The sequence below is a fragment of the Moraxella sp. Pampa genome, from assembly GCF_035181385.1.
Lineage (GTDB): Bacteria > Pseudomonadota > Gammaproteobacteria > Pseudomonadales > Moraxellaceae > Moraxella.
In genome coordinates, this window is sequence record NZ_JAXCJK010000004.1 from 91956 (window position 1) to 106833 (window position 14878).

Here is a 14878-nt window from a genome sequence, read left to right on the forward strand (position 1 = left end):
GAGCGTAAAAAACAAAAAGATTACATCAGTCGCTACACCAATGCTGCCTTGTCAGACTTATCGTTGCATACCAACGCAGTATTAGACATGGGCACTACGCTGGTTGAGAATATGTTGGTTGGTCATCACACGCCAATCGATGGCACAACGCAAAATGACATATGGTACAGCGCCTCAAAATCTCATGCCGTGCGTCATCAAAGTGAATCATACCGCCCTTATGAGCGTGATTTTAACAGCCACCAAATTGGCATCAGGCATCAAGAGGGTGTGTTTGGCTATGGCGGTGCATTGACTCACACCAAATCGCTTGCCAAACTTACTGATGATATGCAGGCCAAGCACGATAGTACGCTATTAAGTGGATTTGCTCAATATCATCATGACAATGCAACGATTGTTGTGGATGCAGGCATTGGCAATATTCGTGCCGATATAGAAACCATAAAAAATAGTCGTCGCATTGTCAGTGCTGGCCTAGCGGCAAAATACCAGTTTGGTCAAGACATTCAAGTAATTCCTAGCATTTATGTTCGCCATAATTGGATTCAGGGAACAGCATATCAGCTAGATGGTGCCGATATCGTCCTTGACAAAGTCAATAGCAACCAAGCTGGTGCTGATGTCCGTGTGCAAAAAACCATACGGTCAGGAGCGTTTAAGATTACTCCAAGCATTTATGTGGGCAGTCGTTTTGTCAGTAGCAAGGCGGGCGTCATGGTAAACAATCAACATTTTGGACAGTCAATTGGCAATAGTCATCATATCGGTGGCGGTGTGAATGTCTCTTATGATCGCTTTACCGCAGGCTTTGATGTCAAACAAAAACATGGTGATGAATTTGACAAACAGAGCCAGGCTGATATCAGCATGAGTTACCACTGGTAATCATTTTTACATTAACAAAATTACACTAACAAACAAAAACCGCTTTCGTAGCGGTTTTTGTTTGTTTTAGCTTTGTTTAAGTTTTTAAAATTGCTTAATGATAAAGATAAGATATTGATAAAATGGCAAAAAATCGTTATAGTAGCTTTTTGTATTCACGCCATTCATCATGTCGCAATTTGAATTATTCACCATTGACAGCCCTTGTGTCGGTATCTGTACGCTAAATAAAAAAGGCTATTGTATCGGCTGTCTACGAAATCGCAAAGAACGGCAGAGCTGGCACACCCTAAACGAAGATGAAAAATACAAAATTCTTACACTCATCAATAAGAGAATGCGGCGACTACAAGACGCACGCCATCAAAAACGACAAAGTGAGCCAAATTGGTTTACTGGACTGGTTCAGCTTGATTTATCAGATGAATGATCTAGTCTCGTGTTCTGACTTCCAAAAGCTCAATCTCAAAAGTCAAATCGCTATTGGGTGTGATTTTACCTAATGCCCGCTCACCATAGGCCAAATACGCAGGGACAATCAGCTGGCGCTTACCACCGACTTTCATTGGCTCAAATTGCGGTAAATCACAACTTATGCCCCATTTGCCTAACAGTCTTGCCCCAGCATCACTACCCAAAACGCCCAAATCCCAGCCTTTAATCACACGCCCTGTACCAATCACGCATTCAAAAGGCACGCCCTTTAAAACCGAACTGTCAAAAATTGTACCATCATCAAGCGTGCCTGTATAATGAGCAACAATCAATGCCCCACGACAGGCAGGTTTGCCCGTGCCAACGACCAAATCGGTTACACCAAACTCTTTCAATTACCTCTCCCATCTAAAGCGTGGCACGGTTTTACCGTCCACTTCTACATTTTCACAAAACATTACCAAAGGTCGTACCCACAATCCATAATCGCCGTACAATGCACGATAAACAACAAGCCATTCATTTGTTTCAGAATGACGAGCGGTGTGCAAAACTTCATAAAGATTGCCTTTGTAATGGCGGTAAGTGCCTGTTTTTAGTTGCATTGTTATTCTTGCTTTGTTGTAAAAATGGGCATTTTGATGACTTCAAAAACTTAGTTATTTTTAACAGTCTTTTTATCACAAAGGTGCTTTTAATATATAAGTGTGATAAAACAGCACTATAATACTACAAAGCACCGCCCAAAACAGCGTCCACAGTACCGCCATAAGCCCTTTAATGAGTTTATTTTTAAAATTAAAAGCCCAGTAAGAAGTGGGCAATACCGCAATCACAAATACCGCCCACAGCACCCACTCGACAAAATCAAAACTTTGGTTTTGGCTTAATACAAAAACGTTGTCGCTGATAACAAGCACCAAAAGCCCCAAAAAATTACCAATCAACAACGCATAAATAGGCTTGATTTGGGTAAGTTTCATTGCTTATCTTTTAAACCACACTCAGCCTAGCAAACGCCTTTTTGCCCGACTGTACCACCACCGTTTGCCCCTTTGTCAAAGCAAAATCCGCCCCAACCACTTGACCGTCCACTTTAACCGAGCCGTTTTTTAGCGCGTCTTTGGCTGCCGCAGAGTTTTTGACAAGGTTTGCTTGATTTAGCACTTGGGCGATAAAAATCTTATCCATACCGTCAAGGCTTATGCTCACTTCTGGCAAATCAATGGGTAGCTCACCGTCCGCCAAGCGATTACCTGCCGATTTGTGGGCGTTTTGGGCAGACTCTTTGTCGTGAAAGCGTTCAATGAGTTCAAGGGCTAAAATGCGTTTGAGTTCTTGGGGATTTCGTCCCTTTTGCATTTCATCTAATAAGCTATCCACTTCGCTGATTGGCTTAAAGCTAAGTAGCTCAAAATAGCGAGCAATCAGCGTATCAGGCATAGACAAAATCTTTTGATACATCGCCCCAGCAGGTTCGTCAATGCCAATGTAGTTGCCAAGCGATTTGCTCATCTTTTGTACACCGTCAAGCCCTTCTAGGATTGGCATTGTGATACACACCTGTGGCTCTTGGTTGTAGCGTGCTTGCAGTGTTCGTCCCATTAGCAGGTTAAAGGTCTGGTCAGTCCCACCCAGCTCTACATCGGCACGCATTGCCACGCTGTCGTAGCCTTGCACCAAAGGATACAAAAACTCGTGAATGGCAATCGGTGTTTCACTTTTGTAGCGTTTGGAAAAGTCGTCTCGCTCTAACATACGAGAGACCGTAAGCTGACTTGCAAGGCCAATCATATCGCCTGCACTCATCTTGTTAAACCACTCAGAATTAAACACAATTTGAGTTTTGGCAGGGTCTAGGATTTTAAAGACCTGCTTGGCGTAGGTTTGGGCGTTTTTTTGCACATCTTCTTCGGACAAAGGCGGACGGGTGGCATTTTTGCCTGTGGGGTCGCCAATACGAGCGGTGTAGTCGCCAATCAAAAACAGCACCTCGTGCCCTAAATCTTGAAAATGACGCAGTTTGTTAAGCACCACCGTATGCCCCAAATGTAGGTCAGAAGCGGTGGGGTCCATACCCAGCTTGATACGCAAAGAGCGGTTTTGGGCAAGTTTCTTGACCAAATCGTCTTGGGAGAAAATTTGGGAGACACCACGCAGGATTTGGGGAAGTTGGTCTTGGGCGGATAACAAATTTGACATACTAATACCTATAAAAATTTAATAAATACCCTAGTATACCAAAATTTTAATCATGAAAAAATGCCAAAAGATGGATTTTCTTTGCCATTATAGACGCTTGGGTCTATAATGAGTACATGATCGCTAAGTTTTTGTATTTAGGGGAGGGTTTTACCACCTCCTTACGCAAAATTAGCAAATCCAGATCTAAGAATACAGCCTATAATCAGGCAAATTTAAGCATCAATTTAGGACACCTTATGACGATTACCACCTTTAATTTACCAGATTGGTTCACACCAGATTTGGTGGCAGGCATACAACGAGGTATTGAAAAAGAGGGGCTGCGTATGCGAACAGATGGTTATGCCGCCAAAACCCCACACCCCACCATGCTTGGATCAAAACTCACCCACCCCTACATCACAACCGATTATTCTGAGAATCTGCTTGAACTTATCACAGAGCCTTTTTCATCCATCAAAGGTGCACTGGACATGCTTCGAGAGCTTCATGTATTGGTACATCGCTCTTTAGGCGATGAACTGATGTGGCCTTTATCCATGCCATGCATGACATCAGATGATGATGAGGACATTCCTCTGGCAGACTATGGTACAAGCAACATTGGCAAGTTAAAAACTCTATATCGTTCAGGGCTTGGGGTGCGTTATGGTCGTAAAATGCAAACAATTGCTGGATTACATTACAATCTGTCAGTGGGCGATGATTTGTTTGGCAAATGGTTTGAGAAAAACGATGCAGGCGATGATTTCATTACTTTCAAAAACAACAAATACCTTGCTCTTATTCGCAATTTTAAACGCCTAACACCACTGGTACTATACCTTTTAGGAGCAAGCCCTGCGGTGTGTGCATCATTTGTTAAGGGTCGCAATCACAACTTACTCCCACTATCAAACAGCAGCTGCACACTATATCAGCCTAACGGCACCAGCCTACGCATGAGCAAACTTGGTTACACCAATAGCGTGCAAGAAGATTTAAACATTCAATATAATGATTTGAATGAATATATCAAAAACTTACGCAAGGCAATTGGCACACCACTTAAATCATTTAGCGATATTGGTGTAGATGACGAAAACGGCAAGCCGATTCAAATCAACGACCACATTCTACAAATCGAAAATGAATTTTACAGCCCAATTCGTCCAAAACAGGTTACCAAGTCTGGTGAAACACCAACACAGGCTCTAGCAGAGCGTGGCATTGCTTATGTTGAGTTTCGTGCCATTGACTTAGATCCATATAGCGATATCGGCATTCGTATGCAAACGGCGTGCTTTTTGGAAGTCTTGGCAATTTATTGCCTATTACTTGACTCGCCCGCTCTTTATCAAGACGAAGAAAAACGCCTACAAGCCAACATTGACACGGTGGTTAATCACGGCAGAAGCACAGGCGTTGTCATTAAAACTGAAACAGGCGATATGTATCTGCATGATTGGATTGTCAAACATTTAACCAATATGCAAATCATCGCTGATGCATTTGACCATCATCATGGTGGCAATGCCTACCGAGAGTCTCTTGCCATGATGCAAGGCAAGGCAACCAATCCAGAGTTTACACTTTCTGCTCAAATTGAGACAGACAGTCGCCGTTTGGGCAGCACTTGGAAATTAGGCAAACTACTTGCCAAAAAACATCAAGAGGACCTACTTAGTCACGCCCTCAGCTGCGAACATGAAGCCTACTTTGCCAAAGTTGCCAGCGAGTCCATCATCAAGCAAGCTGAAATTGAACAAGCGGACACTCAGTCATTTTATGATTATATACAGGCGTATCGTTGATACAAACCAAGCCTTGTTCTTATTAAAAAAACAAGGCTGTCTATGGTGAGTGTACCAAACCACCCTCACTTTGACACACTCTCAGCAAACCAAAAATCCAAAAAAAAAAAGAGAATGCCATGACTTATCGCCAAATCAACACCCTACTTGTCGCCATCTGCGTCATCGGTAGCGTCTTTGCCATTGGCTATCTACAAAACACTTTGGGGCTTGACCCTTGCCCACTGTGTATTTTTCAGCGAATTGGTCTTTGGGTCATGGGGGCGTTTGCATTACTTGGGCTGATTTTTAACCCAAAAAATAAAGCAATCCGCCTAACACTATGGCTAGGTTCACTGCTTGGCACACTGTGGGGAACTGGGGTGGCCGCACGCCATGTATGGTTACAATACCTACCACCCGATCAAGCCCCCGCCTGTGGACCAGGGTTAAACTACTGGGTGGAGACTCTGCCCATCATGCAGGTCTTTGAGCAGGCTTTAAAAGGCTCTGGTGAATGTGCCGTCATTGATTGGACTTTTTTAGGTCTATCAATTCCCATGCAGACACTGATTTTATTTGTGATGGTTATACTACTACTTGTTATCCAGCTTTTTAAAATCATCAAAAATCACAACTGAGTTGGCCGATAATAAACGCCCTAAAAAGCCAGCACCTTTTTGCTTTTTATTACCATGACAAATAACAAAACTTTTGTGGTCAAATTTTGCTATAATTTACCCAACTTATCAAATCCAATTCACTAAGACATCATCATGCACATTCACATTTTAGGCATTTGTGGGACTTTTATGGGGTCGCTCGCCCTACTTGCACGCGAATTAGGGCATACAGTAACAGGCTCAGACACCGCCATCTATCCACCAATGAGCACTCAATTACAACATGCTGGCATTGAGATTTTAGAAGGTTACAAAGCAAAGCACTTACAACCTGCTCCAGACCTTGTCGTTGTAGGCAACGCCTGTAAGCGAGGCATGGAAGCGGTTGAATACATGCTCGATGCACGATTGCCCTACACATCAGGACCACAATTTTTGGCTGAGCAAGTCCTGCAATATCGCCATGTACTGGCTGTTGCAGGCACGCATGGCAAGACCACAACCACAACCATGCTGGCTTGGATTTTACAATATGCTGGCATTGATACAGGTTTTCTCATCGGTGGCGTACCCCAAATTGGCACAGACGATGAAAGATTGCGGTCCGCTTTTGCCCACAGCTCATATCTGGGCAAGGACTATTTTGTCATCGAAGCAGACGAATATGACAGTGCATTTTTTGACAAGCGTTCAAAATTCGTTCACTACCGTCCAACGACCGCCATTTTAAATAATTTAGAATATGATCATGCCGATATTTTTCCAGATTTAAAAGCCATTCAAACCCAATTTCACCACATGATTCGCATGATTCCCAGTTCGGGACAAATCATCATGCCAGCAAATACCCAAAGCCTAGAAGAATTACTAAATATGGGCATATGGACGCCAGTGGTACGCACATCTTTAAGCAAAGATGAGAACAACCATGCAATCTTACATCAAGAAGATGGTTCATCTTTTGGCATTACTATTGGTGATGCCACAGGAGTGGTGAACTGGGGCATGAGTGGTCTGCACAATGTTCATAACGCCCTAGTTGCAATCAGTGCTGCTCATCATATCGGTGTGAATGTAGCCATGGCGTGCAAAGCTCTATCAAACTTTGGTGGCATTAAACGCCGAATGGAGCTCATTGGTGATATCAATGGCATGCAAATCTATGACGACTTCGCCCACCACCCCACTGCCATCGCCACCACACTAGATGGTGCCAAGAAAAAATTGCATGGGCGTAAGATTTGGGCAGTCATCGAACCACGAAGCAATACCATGAAACTTGGCAAACACCGAGACCTACTTGCACCATCTGCCGCCCTAGCCGACCATGTGCTATGGTATGAGCCAGCAGACCTTGCTTGGGGGCTAGCTGATACCATCGGTAATTCATCAAATCAGTTGGTACTAACCAGCACAGATGATATCATCAACCATTTGGTTAGCAATGCTCATACAAACGATGTGATCATCATCATGTCAAATGGTGGATTTGAAAACATTCACACCAGATTACTGATGGCACTACAATCAAAAAAGCCTAAATAACCCAAAACGCACCCAGTCAAGTTTAACAGACCATTTATACAATATGCCTTAGATGCTGTTTAGGCTTTGGGTGCGTTTTAATTTTTTCACTGGGTATTAATTTCTTCTTGCTTAAATACTTAAAGTAAAAAAATACCCATCATCAACCAAAGTTTATAATTGGCGACCCTCAAAGGCAGAAAAAGCCTCTCGCTCATCTGCTCCCCAAATTTGTTTAACACCTGCCCCATCAACACGCACCATCACCGCCTCACCGATGGCAACGATGGTATCTTGCTCTACACTGTAAAATATATGCTCAAAAACCACGCTTGTATTGCCCAGCTTCTTAACACGCACACCGATCAGCAGTGTGTCTGGATAAGTTACGGGGCGTTTGTACTGACAATTATTGGCTGCCAAGATGGTTGAGATGTCAGTACGAGTTTCCACCATGCCTGAGGCACGCAGATAGCTGATGCGTGCTGACTCAGCATAACGATAGAACACAACATTATTTAGATGGTTAAATACATCCATGTCTCCCCACGCCACAGGTTGCACATGCACACTTGGGTAATCTTTTAGCACTGATGGTCGGTCATCGCCCATCAATATCGGCTTAAAAATTCCTGCAACTTCAATCATTGACCGCCCACCTTTGGCTTATAACCTGCAGGGCGTTCGTAGTCGCCATTATCAAAAAATAGCTCTCTTTGCTCGGCAATGAATTTTTTGGCGTTTTTATCAACCATACTAAGATGCTTTTCATTAATGAGCATGGTTTGTAATTCAATCCATGCCTCCCACGCCTTTTTTGAAACAGTGTTTTGAATCTCTTCACCTTTGGCATTGGGGAAAGGCGGATTTGGCATTTTGGGTAGCTCTTGCTTGTATTTACGACAAAACACCAGATTGGCCTTAGGGTTAAAAACTTCAGTCATCATTTTACCTATTGGTTCATAAGTTAGTATTTTTATTATAACACATGGCACGACATTGTTCATAAGCCATACATCGTTTAAGATACATGGCTTAAATATAAAAATAACATAAAACTTGGCTATTTTTGATGTTTGCCATGCATTTCAATCACCCAAATTTCCGATTGAGACCCCAGACGAAATGGCACTCCCCAAAATCCATAACCTGACGAGACAATGATGTGTGTGCTGTCAATTTTTTCATGCCCATACGCCACACGGTACAGTATTTTAACAATAAGATTGGCAGGAAAAACCTGCCCATGATGCGTATGTCCTGAAACTTGCAAATCAATCGGTAATGCAACATTATCATCAATTTGACTTGGGCGGTGATCAAGTAAAATCACAGGATTTTTTAAAGCCTCCTTGGGCAGTTGTGCCATAAGCTCGGTGGTTGTTTTTCTATCTATGACATGGTCGTCATAACGCCCAATGATTGACAGTGGCACACCACCCACTTCAAATACTCCAACTTTATCATCAAGCAACACCGTCTTGGTGGCACGCACCGCATTGACAATCGCTTGGCGAGACTTAATATCGTACAAGTCATGATTGCCAAGACTTGCAAACACACCATTCTTGGTAGCACGCACCACATCACCAAAGGCTGATTTCATATTTTGCATCTCATAAGCTTTGGTGTTGTCATCCATAATATCGCCTGGTATCAGCAAAGTATCAACTTTTTCAGTACGCAAAATATCTGCCAACTGATGCAGTTGCCTTGCACCAAACAGACTGCCCAAACGCAAATCGGACACCATCGCCAGACGAACAGGATTTGCCATCGGCTTATCAATTTGTATGGACAAATGGCGTACCGTAGGGGAATAAGCATTATAAACCGACAGTCCCAACAATCCGCCAAATATCAACACACCAAAAAGTCTGATACCAACATCAAAAGACCACCCGCTAAACGGCATTAATTTTTGTGCCAAAAAACTGATCGTAAAGACAATCAACATCGCCAATACACCAAGCCAAAGTACTGCCAAGTACCCAACCACCAAACGAAACTGCCCAAAAAACAATGGCAATAAAAATAGATTGCTTATGACAATAGTCGCCAATATGATCACGGTACGCCCGATAGACAGATAAGGCTGAACAAGCCAAAAAAGACCACGAGCAACAACATATGAACACAGCTCAAACAAAACGACCAGCATCACCAAAAAGACCATACGCATCAAGTATTTGCCCCAAAAAATGCCAAGGCCTGCTTGGGCACAAAGTCCAAATCAAAAGCACGAACCTTATAGTCATAACCGACAAAACCAATATGCCCACCATGCTTGGTATCAAGTAAGCATACATCTTGACTGACATCACCAATTTCTGCCGTCACCCCAAGAAATGGGTCGTCTTTGGCAGTAATTATTAAGGTAGGCTTACAAATACTCTTTAAATATGGCAAAGACGATGCTTGACGGTAATAATCATTCTTGGAACGATATCCTTGTCTGGGTGCGGTAAATACACTGTCAAAATCACCCATTTTTTTAACAGATTTTAATGCTCGAATTTCATCATCAGTCAGCTGATTTGCCAACGCTTTTTTAACAATTGGGTTTAGTAGATATGGCGTATAGATATTTTTTCCCAGTAATCGTTCCATCGCAATTGACGCACTTGCCAAATCTACAGGGGCAGACACCACCACTGCCTTTTGACAAATGGCATCTGCACCATATTCTCCCATGTATTTGGCAAGTACATTACCACCCAATGACACACCCACCGCATAGATTGTCTGATATTTTTTATTTAAAAATTCTAAATAATGATGCACTTCTGCAATATCGCCAGCATCATAAAAAACCTTACCAGATACTGCCACACCTCCGCAAGAGCGAAAATGTGCCACCACAAAATGAAAACCCGCTGCTTGCACATTTTTAGCAAGCGTGCGTGCATAATGACTTTGGCTTGACCCCTCCATGCCATGAAACAACACCACAAGTGGCTTGACAAATCGCCCATCTGCATCATACTCATCATCAGTTGGCAAAAAATCAAATGCCACACTGCTTTCATCAAGTGAGTCCTTGATGAGTCTACGCTCATAATTGGGTGAAAATTTCACCAAATAACGAGGCAAAATTGTCTGAATATGTGGGTTTCTTAGCCATAAAGGCGGGTTAAACGATTGATTTTTCATTAGGCTCACTTTGCTCCTTATATTCAGATTGCACTTTTATCAAAAACCAAATAGACACATCATTCATAACAAGTCTAATCTTCATGCCATCACTCAGCCCCTTTGGCAATATAGTTCGCACCTTTTTTCCCTTATGATAAAAGTAAATCTCACCGCCCATATTGGCAGTTTTTTCATGAATAATCAGTGTTGATGTGTTGGTATTTTTTGGCAATTGCATCATGCGATGGTTTAATTTATCCAAAAAATCTTGTGTATTTTTTAACCAAAATTCAGCGTTTTTTTGCAACTTTGTTTTTGCCAAAACCGCCAAACGATACGCACGACGGTCCAATTTTTCTAGATTTTTACTAATAATTTTCACGCTTTGCATATGAATAAGCGTCCTTTGGGCAATCACCTCCGACCTTCCAAAGTATAGCGTATGTATCACATCATATTTGGCACGCCTATTGGTGTCTTTTAAAGTGGCATAGGCTTCGTTGATGAGTAAAATTTGTGCCAAATCCCCTTGTCTATCAGGGTGATACAAAAATGCCAGTCTGCGATAAGCGCGCTTAATTTCAGGAAAAGTTGCCGATTTTGATACGCCCAGCACACGATAATAATCAATGGGCTTGTCTGAACTTGTCATTTTTTTAGTCAGCCAAGGATTGCTCTAATATTTCCAGCTCATCCATTGCCACAAGCAGACTTTCTTCAATATCAGCAAGCTGTTTTTGAACTTGGGTTTGCTGACCAAGCAATGCCAATAACTTGTCTTTATTAGCATCATGGTATAAATCTTGGTCAGATAAAATTTCTTCAATCTGGGTTAGCTGCTCACTGTATTTATCAAGTTGCTCTTCTAGCCTCTGGATTTCCTTGCGAAGAGGGGCAGTTTTTGCACGGTTCTGTGCTGCTAATTTTCTTTTTTCTTCTTTGGTTGGCTCTTTTGGCATATTTTTGATGGTGATATCATCATTTACCTTCGCTTGTCGTTGTAGACGCACCTGTCTAAGGTGTTCGGCATAGTCTGACATATCTCCCACAAATTCTTCCACACGCCCATTTGCCACCAATACAAGTGAATCACATACCGAGGTAATCAAACTACGATCATGCGAAACTAAAATCAGCGCCCCTTCAAAATTTTGCAAAGCAAGCATGAGTGCATTTCGCATTTGCAAATCCAAGTGATTGGTTGGCTCATCTAAAACCAACACATTAGGGCGTTGCCATACAATAAGTGCCAGCGTCAATCTGGCACGCTCACCACCTGAAAACAATTGGCATTTCGTATCAATCTTATCACCGCAAAAATCAAAACCACCCAAAAAGTTTCTCAGATCAGCATCTGAGGTCATTCCCGCCAGTCGCCTCAGCAACATGATTGGTGTCGCACCATCATCAAGAGAGTCCATCTGATGCTGATTAAAATAACCTAATTGTAGCGTTTCTGATGCTTTGTACACACCACTAATTAATGGCAAATCACCAACAATTGCTTTTATTAAGGTGGATTTTCCTGCACCATTTGCACCCAACACACCAAGCCGAATATCAGGCGTAATTTGCAAATTCACCTTATTGATCAATGGTTTTTCATAACCAATAGAGGCATTATCCAATATAATAAGCGGACTTGCCATATGACTTGGTGGATAAAAATTAAAATTAAATGCAGAGTCTGCCATTACAGGTGCCAGCTCCGCCATGCGTGACAGTTGCTTAATTCGACTTTGTGCTTGCTTGGCTTTGGTTGCCTTGGCACGAAAACGACGGATATAATCTTCCAAATGTGCACGAGTAGCCTGTTGTTTTTCAAAGGCCTGCTGCTGCTGTGCCAATCTTTGGCTGCGAATTTGCACAAACTGACTATAGTTACCTGAATACAATGTGATTTCACCCTGCTCAATATGCAAAATATGCCCACACACAGCATCTAAAAAATCTTGATCATGGCTGATGAGCAAAATCAATCCATCAAACTTGGCAAGCCACTCTTCAAGCCATAAAATAGCATCTAAGTCTAAGTGATTGGTCGGCTCATCAAGTAGCAATACATCAGCACGGTGCATGAGTGTGCGAGCAAGATTCAACCGCATTCTCCAACCACCAGAAAACGATGACACCGCTCGTTCATGATCACTTTCAGCAAAACCAAGCCCCGCCAAAATTTGTGCCGCTTTGGTTGGTATACGAAAACCATCAATTTCCTCAAATCGTTGATAAATTGGTGCAATTTCATTCTCCAACAATACCGATTGATTCTGCAATTTACCATTTAATTCATACCATTCAGAATCACCAGACAACACATAGTCCATCGCTTGCATGTCGGTGGCATGTACTTCTTGTGCCATATGAGCGATTTGCCAATGCTTTGGCACATCGATTTGCCCAGCATCTGTCTGATGCTCATTAAGCAAAACTGCAAATAGGGTAGATTTGCCTGTACCATTATTCCCTGTCAAGCCAATTTTTTGAGGCTTGTGTAATTGCAAATCAACTCCACTAAACAATAATCGACCATCTCGACGCACTGCTACATTTTTTAACTCAATCATGATAAATCTGTATTCCAAAACAAGATTTTTCTATTATAACAGACAGTGTGCCACCTCACTTAAAAAACACACCAATTATGGTATAATGATGGCAATATCAAATAAATCAACAGGACAACAATGAACGATACAATGACACTTACCGATGGTGCTGCTAAAAAATTAGCAAAGCTCAAGGCTGCTGAAAATAACGATGCTCTAATGTTGCGTGTATATGTAACAGGCGGTGGCTGCTCAGGTTTTTCTTATGGTTTTGACTTTGCTGAAGAAGTGGAAGAGGATGATGCCACTTTTTTAAATGGCGATGCGACTTTGGTCGTAGACAGCCTAAGTTATCAATACTTACACGGCTCAACCATTGATTATATTGAAGGGTTAGAAGGCTCTCGCTTTGTGGTGGACAATCCTAATGCTACTACTACCTGCGGTTGTGGCTCATCCTTCTCCATTTGATCACCAATCAAAAAGCCAAGATTATCAAGTCTTGGCTTTTTAGCACCATCATTATCCATTTTAAAAACTTTTCGGTGCCGTATGCTGGCGCACAATTAAAAAGTACATATTTTCTCTTGGATTTGCCATGCCTTTGAGTGCATAGGAAAAAATAGAACCTGTAGTTGTAGATCCTACTTCATCAATTTCCATAGCGTAATACTGGTTATTCTCACTACCACCATGCACTCTAATTAATGCATCATTAACATATCTTGGGTCAGAAATGTACACCTGCCAACTTGGCACGGATTGATTTTGTGATATAAATCGCAAAGCACCACCATTATCATCTTCTAAAACCCTGGTAGTAGCACAATCATCAACCTGTATTTGATCGCCTCTCTCATCAAGTGATAAACGAGTAGCTCTGCGATAGGTCTGCACACGACCTTTTTCTGTCAAAGCCGTACCATTAGCAACACCATCCCATTTTTGACAATGCTCAATCCGCAAGCTCTCTACTTCATGCACCGTAGGTAATCGCCAGTCACGATAGCCGCCAAAATTTTTAGCATTGATAAAATTGACAATATATTCTTCAGTATCCACCTCACCCAAAGCAATCAAATCTGGTGTATAAGTCCGACATGTTCGCCCTGCAATTCCAAATTCTTCAATTCCACCACTACCCACACGGCACACATACCACATCAAACCTGTGCGTTCATCATAATATTGATCGTCGCCAACACCATCCACACTTGTCATTTTTGATAAAGTATTTGAATTTGACGGCTGACTATCTTGATTTGTCGCAATACTTGACAAATTAATTTCATTAACCAAATCATTTAATTTTCCCAGAAGTCCAGAAAAACCTGCAAACGCGGTATTAGACAACACCAGCCCTCCAAGAAAAACCCCTAATAATCGCTTTTGTAACATAAACGCTTTCCTCAAGCAAAACTTTATCTGAAATAATATTATCCATACTCTGACAAGAGTATGGATAAATTTATTATAATAAATTTAAAAATTCACAGTTTTAATAAGGAAAAAAATTCACATAACCAAAAACCTCTACCAATGAAATACCCAAAGTACCCAATACATTAGGTGGCATACATATTTTTTAATCAGGCATGCATTAGTAAAATAGATTTATTGCAAAAACCCCCTCCAACAACCGTTGAAGGGGGCTAAATAAGGTGCTGACGATGACCTACTCTCACATGGGCGAACCACACTACCATCGGCGCTAAGACGTTTCACTTCTGAGTTCGGGAAGGGATCA

17 protein-coding genes and 1 rRNA gene are annotated in these 14878 nt (G+C 42.0%); 6 read left to right on the plus strand and 12 right to left on the minus strand.

The annotated features are described in order from the left end of the window. Positions 1-888, plus strand: an 888-nt coding sequence (locus R0123_RS07720) for a hypothetical protein (RefSeq protein ID WP_323843649.1), incomplete at its 5' end; no start/stop codon positions are given. 169 nt (positions 889-1057) lie between these two features. Next, a complete protein-coding gene (locus tag R0123_RS07725; RefSeq protein WP_323842236.1) occupies positions 1058-1318 on the plus strand; it encodes a DUF1289 domain-containing protein in 261 nt (86 codons plus the stop codon). A gap of 1 nt (position 1319) precedes the next feature. Here R0123_RS07725 and R0123_RS07730 read toward each other — a convergent pair whose 3' ends face one another. The 4 genes from R0123_RS07730 to tyrS form a co-directional block, all read right to left on the minus strand. Further along, on the minus strand, positions 1320-1718 hold the full coding sequence (locus R0123_RS07730) for an FKBP-type peptidyl-prolyl cis-trans isomerase (protein ID WP_323842235.1): 399 nt from the start codon (positions 1716-1718) through the stop codon (positions 1320-1322). Continuing rightward, on the minus strand, positions 1719-1928 hold the full coding sequence (locus R0123_RS07735; RefSeq protein ID WP_323842234.1) for a DUF1653 domain-containing protein: 210 nt from the start codon (positions 1926-1928) through the stop codon (positions 1719-1721). Between the two features lie 75 nt (positions 1929-2003). After that, positions 2004-2306, minus strand: coding sequence for a hypothetical protein (locus R0123_RS07740; RefSeq protein WP_323842233.1), 303 nt, complete (start codon positions 2304-2306; stop codon positions 2004-2006). Between the two features lie 10 nt (positions 2307-2316). After that, positions 2317-3525: a tyrosine--tRNA ligase gene (tyrS, locus tag R0123_RS07745; protein WP_323843650.1), complete on the minus strand. Its 1209-nt coding sequence runs from the start codon at positions 3523-3525 to the stop codon at positions 2317-2319. Positions 3526-3764: 239 nt separating this feature from the next. Between tyrS and gshA the strand changes: the two genes are divergently transcribed. From gshA to mpl, 3 genes are all read left to right on the plus strand, one after another. Then, complete coding sequence (gene gshA / locus R0123_RS07750; protein ID WP_323843651.1) at positions 3765-5321, plus strand: glutamate--cysteine ligase; 1557 nt, start codon at positions 3765-3767, stop codon at positions 5319-5321. 119 nt (positions 5322-5440) lie between these two features. Continuing rightward, positions 5441-5941, plus strand: a complete 501-nt coding sequence (locus R0123_RS07755) for a disulfide bond formation protein B (RefSeq protein ID WP_323843652.1) — start codon at positions 5441-5443, stop codon at positions 5939-5941. A 135-nt stretch (positions 5942-6076) separates the two neighbouring features. Further along, positions 6077-7468 (plus strand): UDP-N-acetylmuramate:L-alanyl-gamma-D-glutamyl-meso-diaminopimelate ligase, encoded by a 1392-nt coding sequence (gene mpl / locus R0123_RS07760; RefSeq protein ID WP_323843654.1) that lies wholly within the window; start codon positions 6077-6079, stop codon positions 7466-7468. Positions 7469-7621: 153 nt separating this feature from the next. Here the strand turns inward: mpl and R0123_RS07765 are convergent, their stop codons facing one another. The 6 genes from R0123_RS07765 to R0123_RS07790 all read right to left on the minus strand — a co-directional run bounded on the left by R0123_RS07765 (position 7622) and on the right by R0123_RS07790 (position 13149). Then, entirely contained in the window at positions 7622-8095 is a 474-nt protein-coding gene (locus tag R0123_RS07765; RefSeq protein ID WP_323843655.1) for an acyl-CoA thioesterase, read from the minus strand. Then, a complete protein-coding gene (locus R0123_RS07770; RefSeq protein WP_323842227.1) occupies positions 8092-8391 on the minus strand; it encodes an oxidative damage protection protein in 300 nt (99 codons plus the stop codon). Before R0123_RS07770 ends, R0123_RS07765 begins: the two co-directional genes overlap by 4 nt. Positions 8392-8510: 119 nt before the next feature. After that, positions 8511-9629: a metallophosphoesterase gene (locus R0123_RS07775; protein WP_323843660.1), complete on the minus strand. Its 1119-nt coding sequence runs from the start codon at positions 9627-9629 to the stop codon at positions 8511-8513. After that, positions 9629-10600: a YheT family hydrolase gene (locus R0123_RS07780; protein ID WP_323843656.1), complete on the minus strand. Its 972-nt coding sequence runs from the start codon at positions 10598-10600 to the stop codon at positions 9629-9631. Before R0123_RS07780 ends, R0123_RS07775 begins: the two co-directional genes overlap by 1 nt. After that, positions 10581-11234 (minus strand): DnaJ domain-containing protein, encoded by a 654-nt coding sequence (locus tag R0123_RS07785; protein ID WP_323843657.1) that lies wholly within the window; start codon positions 11232-11234, stop codon positions 10581-10583. Before R0123_RS07785 ends, R0123_RS07780 begins: the two co-directional genes overlap by 20 nt. Positions 11235-11238: 4 nt before the next feature. Then, positions 11239-13149, minus strand: coding sequence for an ABC-F family ATP-binding cassette domain-containing protein (locus R0123_RS07790; RefSeq protein ID WP_323843658.1), 1911 nt, complete (start codon positions 13147-13149; stop codon positions 11239-11241). 120 nt (positions 13150-13269) lie between these two features. Between R0123_RS07790 and erpA the strand changes: the two genes are divergently transcribed. After that, on the plus strand, positions 13270-13602 hold the full coding sequence (gene erpA / locus R0123_RS07795) for an iron-sulfur cluster insertion protein ErpA (RefSeq protein ID WP_323842223.1): 333 nt from the start codon (positions 13270-13272) through the stop codon (positions 13600-13602). Between the two features lie 60 nt (positions 13603-13662). On the opposite strand, the gene R0123_RS07800 is transcribed toward erpA, so the two are convergent. Then, complete coding sequence (locus tag R0123_RS07800) at positions 13663-14529, minus strand: DUF1566 domain-containing protein (RefSeq protein ID WP_323843659.1); 867 nt, start codon at positions 14527-14529, stop codon at positions 13663-13665. Between the two features lie 264 nt (positions 14530-14793). Then, positions 14794-14878: ribosomal RNA gene (gene rrf, locus R0123_RS07805) — 5S ribosomal RNA — on the minus strand; the annotation flags it as partial.

Bases quoted from the DNA above. Each gene is read 5' to 3' on its own strand.
- R0123_RS07725 (WP_323842236.1), top strand. From the start codon at position 1,058: ATGTCGCAATTTGAATTATTCACCATTGACAGCCCTTGTGTCGGTATC.
- R0123_RS07735 (WP_323842234.1), bottom strand. From the start codon at position 1,928: ATGCAACTAAAAACAGGCACTTACCGCCATTACAAAGGCAATCTTTAT.
- R0123_RS07740 (WP_323842233.1), bottom strand. From the start codon at position 2,306: ATGAAACTTACCCAAATCAAGCCTATTTATGCGTTGTTGATTGGTAAT.
- tyrS (WP_323843650.1), bottom strand. From the start codon at position 3,525: ATGTCAAATTTGTTATCCGCCCAAGACCAACTTCCCCAAATCCTGCGT.
- gshA (WP_323843651.1), top strand. From the start codon at position 3,765: ATGACGATTACCACCTTTAATTTACCAGATTGGTTCACACCAGATTTG.
- R0123_RS07755 (WP_323843652.1), top strand. From the start codon at position 5,441: ATGACTTATCGCCAAATCAACACCCTACTTGTCGCCATCTGCGTCATC.
- mpl (WP_323843654.1), top strand. From the start codon at position 6,077: ATGCACATTCACATTTTAGGCATTTGTGGGACTTTTATGGGGTCGCTC.
- R0123_RS07765 (WP_323843655.1), bottom strand. From the start codon at position 8,095: ATGATTGAAGTTGCAGGAATTTTTAAGCCGATATTGATGGGCGATGAC.
- R0123_RS07770 (WP_323842227.1), bottom strand. From the start codon at position 8,391: ATGACTGAAGTTTTTAACCCTAAGGCCAATCTGGTGTTTTGTCGTAAA.
- R0123_RS07775 (WP_323843660.1), bottom strand. From the start codon at position 9,629: ATGCGTATGGTCTTTTTGGTGATGCTGGTCGTTTTGTTTGAGCTGTGT.
- R0123_RS07780 (WP_323843656.1), bottom strand. From the start codon at position 10,600: ATGAAAAATCAATCGTTTAACCCGCCTTTATGGCTAAGAAACCCACAT.
- R0123_RS07785 (WP_323843657.1), bottom strand. From the start codon at position 11,234: ATGACAAGTTCAGACAAGCCCATTGATTATTATCGTGTGCTGGGCGTA.
- R0123_RS07790 (WP_323843658.1), bottom strand. From the start codon at position 13,149: ATGATTGAGTTAAAAAATGTAGCAGTGCGTCGAGATGGTCGATTATTG.
- erpA (WP_323842223.1), top strand. From the start codon at position 13,270: ATGAACGATACAATGACACTTACCGATGGTGCTGCTAAAAAATTAGCA.
- R0123_RS07800 (WP_323843659.1), bottom strand. From the start codon at position 14,529: ATGTTACAAAAGCGATTATTAGGGGTTTTTCTTGGAGGGCTGGTGTTG.